General features: G+C 37.5%; 10 protein-coding genes and 2 pseudogenes. 3 read left to right on the forward strand and 9 right to left on the reverse strand.

Going from position 1 to position 12,561, the window contains the following annotated elements:
* Window positions 1-102 precede the first annotated feature (102 nt).
* A complete protein-coding gene (locus A3GW_RS0104525) occupies window positions 103-456 on the forward strand; it encodes a helix-turn-helix transcriptional regulator (protein WP_001227347.1) in 354 nt (117 codons plus the stop codon).
* A gap of 59 nt (window positions 457-515) precedes the next feature.
* Here the strand turns inward: A3GW_RS0104525 and A3GW_RS11430 are convergent, their stop codons facing one another.
* From A3GW_RS11430 to A3GW_RS12195, 3 genes and pseudogenes are all read right to left on the reverse strand, one after another.
* Window positions 516-683 (reverse strand): cysteine-rich KTR domain-containing protein, encoded by a 168-nt coding sequence (locus tag A3GW_RS11430; RefSeq protein WP_000336323.1) that lies wholly within the window; start codon window positions 681-683, stop codon window positions 516-518.
* A 118-nt stretch (window positions 684-801) separates the two neighbouring features.
* Window positions 802-2,721, reverse strand: coding sequence for a tetracycline resistance ribosomal protection protein Tet(M) (gene tet(M), locus A3GW_RS0104530; protein ID WP_018368128.1), 1,920 nt, complete (start codon window positions 2,719-2,721; stop codon window positions 802-804).
* Window positions 2,722-2,736: 15 nt separating this feature from the next.
* Window positions 2,737-2,784, reverse strand: a pseudogene (locus tag A3GW_RS12195) (hypothetical protein); the annotation flags it as partial.
* 408 nt (window positions 2,785-3,192) lie between these two features.
* Between A3GW_RS12195 and A3GW_RS10810 the strand changes: the two are divergent.
* Together A3GW_RS10810 and erm(B) are read left to right on the forward strand one after the other, a co-directional pair.
* Window positions 3,193-3,276, forward strand: a complete 84-nt coding sequence (locus A3GW_RS10810) for a 23S rRNA methyltransferase attenuation leader peptide (RefSeq protein ID WP_013641314.1) — start codon at window positions 3,193-3,195, stop codon at window positions 3,274-3,276.
* A gap of 91 nt (window positions 3,277-3,367) precedes the next feature.
* The gene (gene erm(B), locus A3GW_RS0104540) at window positions 3,368-4,138 is read left to right on the forward strand and encodes a 23S rRNA (adenine(2058)-N(6))-methyltransferase Erm(B) (RefSeq protein WP_272911891.1); all 771 of its coding nucleotides are present in this window, start codon (window positions 3,368-3,370) and stop codon (window positions 4,136-4,138) included.
* 256 nt (window positions 4,139-4,394) lie between these two features.
* Here the strand turns inward: erm(B) and A3GW_RS0104545 are convergent, their stop codons facing one another.
* The 6 genes and pseudogenes from A3GW_RS0104545 to A3GW_RS0104570 all read right to left on the reverse strand — a co-directional run.
* Window positions 4,395-5,642 carry an ISL3 family transposase gene (locus A3GW_RS0104545; RefSeq protein ID WP_013923976.1) on the reverse strand — a complete coding sequence of 416 codons (1,248 nt, stop codon included), beginning with the start codon at window positions 5,640-5,642 and terminating at the stop codon, window positions 4,395-4,397.
* Between the two features lie 146 nt (window positions 5,643-5,788).
* Complete coding sequence (locus tag A3GW_RS0104550; protein WP_026216597.1) at window positions 5,789-6,721, reverse strand: conjugal transfer protein; 933 nt, start codon at window positions 6,719-6,721, stop codon at window positions 5,789-5,791.
* Window positions 6,718-7,719 (reverse strand): bifunctional lytic transglycosylase/C40 family peptidase, encoded by a 1,002-nt coding sequence (locus A3GW_RS0104555; protein ID WP_018368130.1) that lies wholly within the window; start codon window positions 7,717-7,719, stop codon window positions 6,718-6,720. Before A3GW_RS0104555 ends, A3GW_RS0104550 begins: the two co-directional genes overlap by 4 nt.
* Entirely contained in the window at window positions 7,716-9,893 is a 2,178-nt protein-coding gene (locus A3GW_RS0104560) for a CD3337/EF1877 family mobilome membrane protein (RefSeq protein WP_000804748.1), read from the reverse strand. The genes A3GW_RS0104555 and A3GW_RS0104560 overlap by 4 nt, the downstream gene beginning before the upstream one ends.
* Window positions 9,894-9,895: 2 nt before the next feature.
* A pseudogene (gene tcpF, locus A3GW_RS0104565) lies at window positions 9,896-11,995 on the reverse strand (conjugal transfer ATPase TcpF); the annotation flags it as partial.
* A 41-nt stretch (window positions 11,996-12,036) separates the two neighbouring features.
* Window positions 12,037-12,561, reverse strand: a 525-nt coding sequence (locus A3GW_RS0104570) for an IS3 family transposase (protein ID WP_018368131.1), incomplete at its 5' end; no start/stop codon positions are given.

Here is a 12,561-nt window from a genome sequence, read left to right on the forward strand (position 1 = left end):
TAGTGCTTTTTATTAAATATAAACCTATAAACCATATAACACGTTTTTCTATACCTGTTTTTAATTCAGTAGGAACAATAAAATGTATAGAGGTGGTCTACTATGCGTAAAAAAGAAGATAAATATGATTTTAGAGCCTTTGGTTTAGCCATTAAAGAAGCTCGATTGAAACGAGGTTTAACTCGTGAACAAGTGGGAGCATTGATTGAAATTGACCCACGGTACTTAACTAATATTGAAAATAAAGGGCAACACCCCAGCATACAAGTTCTTTATGACCTTGTATCGTTACTTCATGTTTCCGTTGATGAATTTTTCTTACCTGCTAATAACTTGGTAAAAAGCACCCGACGATTACAGATAGAGAAATACATGGATAGCTTTACAGACAAAGAACTATCCTTAATGGAATCTTTAGCCAGCGGTATCAACGAAGCAAGAAACATCGAAGACTAATTAAAAGAATCCATACATAACGGAAAGAGCCGATAAAATGAGATTGTATTAATCTCATTTTATCGGCTCTGCGTCTTTGCGTCTGGCTCTGTAATCACAGTTACTTTGAACTGCTTTATTTCAATTAAATTTTCTTGTCTGCATTTCGGACAATAGAGGGGGAATTTTTTTAATTCAGTATCTTCCCTTATCTTTAATCGTGTTTTATTTCCACATACAGGACACAATATCCACTTGTAGTTTATAATAACTATCTCCTCCTTTACACTTTAATTCAAATCTTTATTAAAAAATATTTCATCTTATTTAACAAGAAACCATATTTATATAACAACATAAAATACACTAAGTTATTTTATTGAACATATATCGTACTTTATCTATCCGACTATTTGGACGACGGGGCTGGCAAACAGGTTCACCGGTAGTAACATGGTACCCTTTTAACTCTGTTAAACAAACACTACGTCCATTTGTAAAGAAAGTTAAATCACTACGATATTCTTGAATACACCGAGCAGGGATTTCTCCACTAAGAATGACCTCATTATTTTTCAGTTGAGTATTTACGATATTTGCACAATATTTGGGAGCATCGTTATATGCTCGTGAAAGATATTCTTGTGGTGCATAAATTTTAAAACTAAGATATGGCTCTAACAATTCTGTTCCAGCTTTTTTTAAAACTTGTTCCAATACAATAGGAGCAAGCATCCGAAAATCTGCTGGGGTACTAACAGGGCTATAGTATAAGCCATACTTAAAACAGATTTTACAGTCCGTCACATTCCAACCATACAATCCTTGTTCACAGCCATATCGTATCCCTTCCATAACTGCATTTTGAAACGATTGATTTAAGTATCCAAGAGAAACCGAGCTCTCATACTGTACTCCGCTCCCTAATGGAAGCGGTGCTACAGAAAGACCAATGGAAGCCCAGAAGGGATTCGGTGGCACTTCGATGTGAATGGTATACTCTGCTTTTTTTAACGGTCTTTCCATATAAATGACTGTAGGCTTTTTTATTTTTACCTCCACATGATACTTTTCTTGCAATAGAGCACAAGTCACTTCCATTTGTACTTTCCCTAAGAAAGAAAGTATGATTTCATGTGTCGTAGAATCCACATAATATTGTAGAAGCGGGTCACTGTCGGAGATTTCTAAAAGTGCATCAAGTAACATTTCCCTTTGTTGAGGTTTGCTCGGTTCAACAGTTGTTTGCAGCAGAGGGAGCGGATTTTCAATTCTCTCTCTCTGTGGCAATAGCTTTGTATCTCCAAGAACACTATTTAGCTTCAAAAACTCATTTTGCAAAATAACAATTTCCCCGGAATAAGCCTTATCAATTTTACATAATTCACCATTTATTGAAGTATACATTTCTGTAATTTTTATTTTTTCCTTTTCCGATATTCTAACCGAATCCCGCAAATGCAGGATTCCGCCATAAAGGCGTACATATGCAAGACGTTGTCTTTCTTCCGAATATTCAATTTTGAAGACATTTCCGCAAAGTTCAGACTTCTTTCTGTATGTTGATGAATAAAATTTATTCGTTATCACTTCTATAAGCTGCTCAATCCCTATGTTGCTTTTTGCGCTTCCATGATAAACAGGGTACAAGGAGCAATTCTGAAATCTTATGCTTTCCTCTTGTTCGAGTTCCAATGCTTCTAATGATTTACCGGACATATATTTCTCTAAAAGGTCATCGTTTCCCTCTATTACCGTATCCCATTGTTCAGATTCGGTAAAGTTCGTCACACACATATTAGGATACAGTTCTACCTTCTGTTTGATTACAATTTCGGCAGAAAGTTTCTCTTTAATATCCTGATAAACCGTTGATAAATCAATTCCATTTTGGTCAATCTTATTGATAAAAAAGATTGTGGGAATCCCCATTTTCCTAAGTGCATGAAATAATATACGAGTTTGTGCTTGTACGCCATCTTTTGCAGAAATCAGTAGAATTGCCCCATCTAAAACTGATAATGAACGATATACTTCTGCTAAGAAATCCATATGTCCTGGCGTGTCTATGATGTTCACCTTCGTATTTTCCCACTGAAAAGAGGTTATTCCTGTCTGAATTGTAATTCCTCTCTGACGTTCTAAAAGCGTATTATCCGTCCTCGTTGTACCTTTGTCCACGCTTCCTAATTCTGTAATCGCTCCACTGTTATATAATAAGCTTTCTGTTAAGGTAGTTTTTCCTGCATCAACATGAGCTAAAACTCCAATATTAATAATTTTCATGTGATTTTCCTCCATTCAAAAACCCAAAAGGGCATAAAAATCCCAGTGATAAATACTTTTATCACTGGGATTTTTATGCATAACCATAGGTATACAAAGCATACAGATATTCTCTGGATACTTTAGAATCACATGATAAAGGTATTTTTAAACTGGGTACAAAAAACTAAGCCCTCCTAAAAAAGGACATCCAATTATTTGTTCCCACTATCAAATTGACAGTTTATTTAAGAATACCTTGCCGCATATTTATTAACTCCTTTTAAATAGATACTTAAATAATAGCACGTAAGAGCATATTTGTAAAGGAATCTCCAATTTTTTATCAAAGAGAGTACGTGATTACAAAATAGCTGTAATAATGGGATATCTGTCAACTGGTATGGTTGACAGATATCCAAAATTTTGTATAATAGGAATTGAAGTTAAATTAGATGCTAAAAATTTGTAATTAAGAAGGAGGGATTCGTCATGTTGGTATTCAAAATGCGTAATGTAGATAAAACATCTACTGTTTTGAAACAGACTAAAAACAGTGATTACGCAGATAAATAAATACGTTAGATTAATTCCTACCAGTGACTAATCTTATGACTTTTTAAACAGATAACTAAAATTACAAACAAATCATTTAACTTCTGTATTTATTTACAGATGTAATCACTTCAGGAGTAATTACATGAACAAAAATATAAAATATTCTCAAAACTTTTTAACGAGTGAAAAAGTACTCAACCAAATAATAAAACAATTGAATTTAAAAGAAACCGATACCGTTTACGAAATTGGAACAGGTAAAGGGCATTTAACGACGAAACTGGCTAAAATAAGTAAACAGGTAACGTCTATTGAATTAGACAGTCATCTATTCAACTTATCGTCAGAAAAATTAAAACTGAATACTCGTGTCACTTTAATTCACCAAGATATTCTACAGTTTCAATTCCCTAACAAACAGAGGTATAAAATTGTTGGGAGTATTCCTTACCATTTAAGCACACAAATTATTAAAAAAGTGGTTTTTGAAAGCCATGCGTCTGACATCTATCTGATTGTTGAAGAAGGATTCTACAAGCGTACCTTGGATATTCACCGAACACTAGGGTTGCTCTTGCACACTCAAGTCTCGATTCAGCAATTGCTTAAGCTGCCAGCGGAATGCTTTCATCCTAAACCAAAAGTAAACAGTGTCTTAATAAAACTTACCCGCCATACCACAGATGTTCCAGATAAATATTGGAAGCTATATACGTACTTTGTTTCAAAATGGGTCAATCGAGAATATCGTCAACTGTTTACTAAAAATCAGTTTCATCAAGCAATGAAACACGCCAAAGTAAACAATTTAAGTACCGTTACTTATGAGCAAGTATTGTCTATTTTTAATAGTTATCTATTATTTAACGGGAGGAAATAATTCTATGAGTCGCTTTTGTAAATTTGGAAAGTTACACGTTACTAAAGGGAATGTAGATAAATTATTAGATATACTACTGACAGCTTCCAAGAAGCTAAAGAGGTCCCTAGCGCCTACGGGGAATTTGTATCGATAAGGGGTACAAATTCCCACTAAGCGCTCGGGACCCCTTGTAGGAAAATGTCCTAAGTGGGATATCTGTCAACTGGTATGGTTGACTAAAAATACTTCCTACGAAAATGTAGGGGGTATTTTTTTACGAAAAAATACAATCGATTCTTAAAAAGAAAAATTTTTGATTGGCAAAACCATAACAAGTTCGTTTTAGGGTTTTGATTTTGCGATTGATGCCTTCTAAAGGACCATTAGAGTATTCAAATTTAGCGCTATTTAAGACATATTTTCTGTTTTGACGAAGGGTTTGAATAGCAGTATCCATTTCTGTATTGGTTTTTTGGTAGTCTAAGATGGTTGACTCTAGTAATTCACTATTGCGCTCGTTTAGGGCTTTCGTGATATCTTGGTAAGTTTGGTATACTTCAGCGAACTTGGAAAATTTACTAGTAATGAGATCAACAGCATTTTGGCGAGTCATATATTGTTTAACGCCGCGAAGAAAAACTACTTCTTCAGGGTGAAGATCTTCAGCTTTTTTATGGAATAGCTTCCAATGTGACTTCATAATTTTATATTCTCGGCTCTGTTTATCAAGTTGCTTTAGGATAGAGATACGACAATTGTCCAAAGCGCGACCAGCTAATTGTACAAGGTGGAAGCGATCAATAATGATATTGGCATTAGGGAAAAGGCGATAGATAAAACTTTGATATTGAGCATTTAAATCAATTACAACTGATTGAACGCATTCGCGTTCGGCTTTTGAATAACGACTTTCAAAATAATCAACAATGGTAGGTGATAGACGATCCTGTAACTTTGTGACAATTTGGTGGGTTTCAGCGTCACAACAGATAAAGGACATCACAGACTTAATTGAACGAAACTCGTCAAAACATAGATGCTTAGGCAACTTAGCCACACGATAGTGTGGTTCCATGCGCTCTAAGATTGTTCGACGAACACTGCTAGGAGAGCAGTGACACATTTCAGCAATAAGCTGACCAGATAAGCCTTTACGAGCTAAAAGCATGATTTGATTTTTGAGATCACTGGATAAGGTTTGATTTTCTTTGGTTAAATTAGTAATAGCACCAAAAGTAGTATGGCATGATTTACATTTATAGCGTTGTTTACGAAGCTCTAGTTCATATCTTCTCCCATTTAAACTTGCCAGTCGTACATGAGTTTTGCGAAAGCCATCCTTATTAACTGTGGGAAAGCCACAGTTACGACAACGATTAATCGGATAAGAAAGAGTAGCTGTTATTAGCGTTATATACTCTTTAACAGAATCGTTGTTGTGTTCAGCTTCTTCAACAGAAATAATTTTAATATTTTTATCTTTAATTCCAAGAATATTTAGGATAGAATCATTATGGGACATTTGTTTAACCTTCTTTCATGATTTTTGTGGTGAATTGATTGTATAACGAGGGGACAGCAAATGTCCTCTTTTTTGTATAAAAAAATCTGGCATGGAATCTCTATCCATACCAGAAAGTGTATACCCTAATAATGTACCAATATTTGTTATTCTATAATCTTCCAATTACTCCCGTTCTTTTCAAGTACCAAATCAAATTGAGATACCTGCGTTGCTTTGGTCTGCTGGTCGATATACTCCACTGTCAGCGATACCGTGACTTGATTATCCTTACGATTGTGAATAGGATTTACCAGTTCTTGAAAGATGTACTCTTTTCCGATTGGTTTTAATATCCCGTCATTCACATAGTAGGAAAGTTCACTGGCTGTCGCTGTAGGATAGAGCTTGAAGAACGTCGTTAAAAACTCATTGATTTCATTGGTTGTAATGGAATCAACCGTCCCCTCACTTTCAATGGCTTTTGGTTTATAACTTGATTTCTTAGGTATGTTGGTAATGGTCGGATTCTTAACCAGTACCATATTTCCAGAACCATCTACATAGACACTCACTATATAAGCAGAGTGGACGGTCTTTGTATTTTCTCCCTCTGTAATGAGCTGGTCTACACTGTAGGTTACATTAAACTCATTGTCGCCAGTTGGCTCTACCGTCCATATCTGAAATCCTCTTACAGAAGACGATACAGGAATATCTTTGCGTACTGTATCAACATTGAGAGCTTGAAGTTCATCTGTCAGATAGCCTTTTAGACTTTCCATTCGATTATCAATGGACTTATCGGATTGCTCCCATGAATAGTAGACTTTCGCAAAGTTCTCTACAAAATTTTCTACATGATGAGTATCAACGTATTCCTTTTCTATGATAGTTGTTTCGTGAATAGTATGAGTATCTATAGCTGTAAAGTGCTTGAATATCGCAAAGCTGAAACTAAGCCCTAAAAGTACCCACAAGGCAATCACAACCTTTTTACGAGGATTGACTTTGTAGATACGAGGTTTCTTTTCCTTTGGTATCTGTTTTTCTTTATTCTGATTTTTTCTGAATTTCATCATTGAATCTTCCTTTCTCATTGTTTGATTCGTCCTGCTCCTACTAAATGCTGTTGCCAATAGGAGCTTGTTAAGTCGGCATAGCCGATAGGGTCTCCTGCGTGAAACATTCGATTATCGCCTAAATAAATCCCGATATGAGTAATATAAGAGCCAGCGTTATAGGTAGAATGAAAGAAAACCAAATCGCCAGCTTTTGCTTCGGATAGTGGGATATGCTGGGTCACATCATATTGCTGTTGTGCGGTTCGTGGTAAGTTAATTCCAGCTTTGCCATACGTCCATTGTGTCAGTCCGCTACAATCAAATGAAGTAGTCGGGGAAGCTCCGCCATAGACATACTTCCAACCCTCATATTTCAGTGCTTCGTCCATGATGGCTTGTACCGTATTATCATTAAATTGAGTTGTGACAAGATACTGCGTAACAAGCTGAACATAAAACATATTGCCATAGTTATATCGCCAGCCCCCATTGATGGGTATGGCTATTGGATTGGGATAGGACACTTTTTCGCCGTCTGAATATTCCTTAGAGAAACTTTGAGCCAGTTCAAAGGTATATTTGTTTCCACGATTAGCCACATACCCTAAGAAGCCACCGCCATAATTGTAGGACTGAATAACCGATTCCAAATCCACACCGAGCCTTTCGCTACTGGCTAATAATTCACTGAAATACTTCACACCTTGCTTAATGGATTCTTCTGTACTCAATGAATTAGGTGGAAGACCGAGGGATTCCGAGGACTGCATAACATCTTCCGCAGTACCGCCCGATTCCACCTGTATAATCGCAAGAAGTATGTTGACATATTCTTCAACGCCATATTCTTTGGCATATTTTTCTACCATAGGCTTATGAGCCAGCACTTCTGCGGAAACATTCACACCTCCATAATGAATATTGGAAATTCCGCTGTCCTGTTCATCTGAAAATAAAATGGCAACAAACAGAAGCAGTGAGAAGACCATCAAGAATAATCCAGAACCACCAATCACTAAAGTTTTCAACTTCATGGTTTCTTACCGACTTTCTTAATGGTGGCGGTTTTGATTGGTGGTCTACTTCTTGTATTTTGTAGTGGTACTCTTTGAACAGTAGACGGACGTTCTTTTGTGATTGGACGTTGTGAAGTTCTATCTGCTGTAGTGGTTGAAGTTGCTGGCTTTTGAACGGTTTTTTCTTGAACGGTATTGCCTTGGCGTTCCACTTTTGGACTTGAAAAATCGGACTTAACTGCTGGACGCTCTTGTTTGGCTTGTTGAGATTCCTTATATGAAGTCTGAATATTAGACTGTTTTGAGGTCTGTTCATCATGATATTGTTCTTGTCTTGTAGTCGGTCTTTCATGAACAGAAGAAGCAGGCTGTTTTTTCTGTTTGACCTGTTCCATTTCAGAGCGACGCTTCGCAATGGTTTTTCGCCTTTGTTCCTGCTGTTCCTTGCGTCCACTGGCTCTGTCCGCTTTGGTTTGAGAAATACTACTGGTTAAATCACGGACATTCTCTTTTACTTTGGATTTTCCTTGATATACTGCATATCTTGCATTGGTCGGCAAATCTTTAACCTGTTCTTTCAAACCACTAGCAGTGTCTACCATTCTGTCTTTGGTATCAGCTACTGTACCGATGGTTTGACCGATACGTTTTCCAAGTGTTGATTTTTCCTTTCCGTCTGGTCGGGAGTGATCTGCTTGTGTCCTTGCAGAACTCCCCGAACCCGACTGTCCTTTTTTACCTGTAACAATGGCAGACCCAGCCCCTAGAGTAGTCATGGAACGTCCAAGTTTCCGCTGTAGACGGTGCATGTGAGCGTGCATAAGCATACGAGGTTTTCTCATCACACGACTTCCCACACTTTGAGAATCGTTACTCTGTAGAGAAAACATACTCATTAAATCGCCCAGCTTGAAGTAGATTCCTGCAAAGGTCACAATCTGTAGAAAAGCAATCAAAAAGAACGGATAACCAGCCGATAAGGTATAGAGCATGGTTGAAATACTAAATGCTGTCGTAATAATCAATGTGATTCCAGCTCGTGTCAAAATGGTATTAAAGAGCTTTGTTATGGCTCGTTTTGACATACCATCAAATGATGGAATCATGCTTAAAATAAAGCTCACAGGCAGAAACATAGCATAGATGATAAAAAGTACCTGCGAGAAAATCATGATTCCTGTTAATAGGAATACAAATATGGAAATCCCAATATTGAAGACAAATAGGAAGAAGACTGTACCTAAACGGTTAATGGTCTTTGTAATGGTTAGATTGGTATTGCTTCTGTCTTCAATTTCTTCCGCAACAATTTTTTCTCTGTCTTCGCCATTGTTGGAATCTGGGCTGGTGGAGAGCAGGCTTTCCACACGGTCAATACCGATACTTTCAATGTCTGAACTGTTGTATTGAAGCAGTAGCCACGGTTGCTGAACCTGTATGGAAAACAGGCTATCTCTGATTAAGTCCACGCTGTCCTTGCCTTGACTATCGGAATGGGGCATGACAATCTTCGTGCCAAGTGATAAACTGGCATTACTGATGTCTGATGAAAAGTCATTGATTTTTTTAATGTAGTCGGGAGCGTAGGCAATAAAGGAAGCCGATAGGATAAACACCAGCACAAAATTCATAATGGCATGAATTGCCTTTGTGGTTTCTCTCTTTATCAGTCCCGTATAGGCAACATAAACCCCAAGAACCAAAATCAAGAGTAAGAGGAATCCAACATAGAAACCCTCTGTTGAAAATCCGTTTGCACTCACACCAGCTAAGGTCTGCATATTCTTACCAATGGAATCTGCTGTAGCGGAAATGAAGTCTAAGGAATAGGCTTCCTGTACTAAGTAACCTGTCGCATTGGAAACATACAAACTGATTGTCCAAATAAAATTGGTAATGGCATATAGTCCATACATGACCTGTTTTCCAATCCCGTCCGACCAGTTCCACGGAAGCCAGCCCCAGCTATTATCCACATAAAAATCCAGTTGATAGTTTTCAAGTGGGTATCGGCTGTATTCATTTGCCACATTGACCGTATCATCTACCAAGCCCGCAGCTTGAACCACCGTTCCCAGCATGGCTAAAAGAAAAATGGCAATCACAAGTGTGAAAGCCACTGTCATTGCCACTTTACCTAGACGTTTCAGCGTCCAGTTTGATTTTATTCTGTTTACTATTGATGGTTTCACATTTACACCTCTTTTCGCACAGGTGGTCTGGTATCAAAGGCATGGAGCAGTTCTTCAAATACAGGGTGGAACTGTATCACACCGACACGACCATATAAATCACTGATAAGGCATTGCCCGTTTTCCAAATCACGCAATCGCTTCTGATTGTTTTCGTCCTCTGGGTCTACACCAAAAAAGGCTAAGGTCTTTTTAATCTCGTTAAGGTCAGTGGAACGAAATGCAAATTTTAAGCCGAGGTTATTTTTCAGTTTTTCATCTAAGAGGTCGTCTGTATTTTGGGTCACGAAATATACCCCAGCGTTCATAGCACGACCAGCCCGAACCAGCTTCATAGATAGTGTTTTTCCTTGTGCTACCTGTAAAAAGCTCCATGCTTCGTCTAAATCTACAATCTTGAAAATGCTTCGGTCTGTATGGATAAAGTCTAAAGCAAAGGTACTAATGACAATCAGCATAGCAACGGATAAAAGCTCCATAGTGGTATATTCCTCAAAGGAAGTTTCCTTGTCGGGAAGTACCAAGTCCGCAACCTGTATAATGTTCAGTTGTTTTTCTAAGCTGATAGACTGCTCCACATAACCATTACTGAATAATAAATGTGCAAAGTCATAGTCTGTAAAACTTTCGATATGGTCGGCTATACTGGTACTTAGTGGCGTATTCTCAACCCGTAATTCCTCAATCACTTTCATCAACCCTCGTACTTCACTATTGGTTACTGCACGAATGGCTTTTCTAAGGATTGGGAAGCGTTCCCCATCACGAGAGGAAATCCCCGTAAGGAATGTCAGAATATCAATAGCCAGTGATTCAGAATCTTTGGGATTTTTCATAATCACATAAGGGTCAAGTAAGCCTTTGTTTTTCTCATCAGAAGTCAGAGTGACGATATTGATTTCATGGGAAATCTCTGGCAAGGTTTCTTTCCATCTGCCACGTTCTGCTTTTGGGTCTACAATCACTGCTTGTGCCCCATAAAGCACCGCATAATAGACGATAAGGTTATTCGCAAAGGATTTACCACCACCCAGCGAACCAACAAAAGCCGACGCTAACGCATTGGTTACTGAACCCTTAACCCCTTGACTGGCAAGAGCAGGTTTCAGATAGACATTGCGTCCAGTATCTAAGCTGTAGCCAACATAAATCCCCTCATTTTCCCCCAGCATTTGAGTAGCACCAAAACCTAAACCAGCGAGGAAATCAGAGGTCACGTATTGAATATAATCATTCATATAACGCTTGCTGGCAGGTAAAAATTCTTCATGTAAGCCGAGCATATCCCCAAATGGTCGTACCAGTTTTACGCTTAAATCGTCATAAAAATCTTTCACTTCATTACAACGACGTTTGAGTTCGTCAAGATCATTTGCTGATACCCTTACCACATAAGACAGCTTGTACATAGATTCCTTGCTTTGGTCTAAATTGGTTTCCAGCTCATTCACACTTTCCAGAGCTTCCGCCACATTGGAGCTGGTTTCATTATCACTTTGCCAAGCGTGGTTATCCAAGTCTTTCAGTTCTTTCTTTTTATTGCGGACAGTAGATAGGGCTTTACGATTCGCTACAATTTCCACATTCATTGACGTATCAATCGGGAATGTAAATTGCTGTTGCTGGTAGTAGAAGATTTCAGAGGACGGGAAGTCCAGTTCTCCGACAATGCTGTTAATGGTAAAGTAAGCTACATAGACGGTTTCATCTTCCTGCTGGATTTTCAAATATCGCTGTTTTTCTTCCACCAAACAGCGAGTAGGCTTAATCAAGTCATAGTATTTAATCAGCGTTTCATTATCCAGCTTTTTCTTTGATAGATGGTACTCATACTCTTCATAGGCAGTGCCTGTCTGTCCGTAAAGGTGTTCAATCAGATAGCCGAAGTCGTCCTTATCTAACCTGCGGATTTTGAAACGACGAGAGATTTTATTTTCTAAGAGCTTTTCCATCTTCTGAAAACGCAGGATTTCATCATTACTCATACTAACAAAATCGCCCATCAGCTTATGGTTCACATCATAGACAAAATCAGACAAAGCATTTTTTGCTTCAACGGTAAGACTTTTCATAGAAAACTCCTGATCGTTGAGAAGCAACTTGGATTTGTGTCAATATCTTGGACACAAAAATTCGAACTTACTTAAGCTGCATTCAAAGCCTTAAATTCTACCTCATTAGGAGTATTATAATCAAGAGCTGAATGCAGTCTTTTACTATTGTAAAAACTTTCTATATATTGAAAAATTGATTTTTTAGCATCTTCATACTTTTCATAAGTATTTCTATAAACTTCTTCTTTCTTTAAAACAGCATGAAATGACTCTATACATGCATTGTCATAAGGACACCCTTTTTGACTAAAGGATTGTATTATATTAAATTCATTGCATAGATTTTTCATATCATTACTTGTATATTGTGAACCTAAATCACTATGAAATATTATTTTATTATCTTTGCNTATATCTTGAAGATAACAAGCATTTTTTAGTGCTGCTATAACAAGATCATTTGTCATATTTTTACCGAAAGAGTATCCCACTATTTTCTTAGAGTGTAAATCAAGTACAGAAGCCAAGTAGCACCAACCATCTTTTTGCGTTTTTATATAAGTTATATCTCCTACCCATTTCTCATTTATGCTTGTTGTTGTAAAATCACGCTT

This window comes from Streptococcus entericus DSM 14446 (assembly GCF_000380025.1).
GTDB lineage: Bacteria > Bacillota > Bacilli > Lactobacillales > Streptococcaceae > Streptococcus > Streptococcus entericus.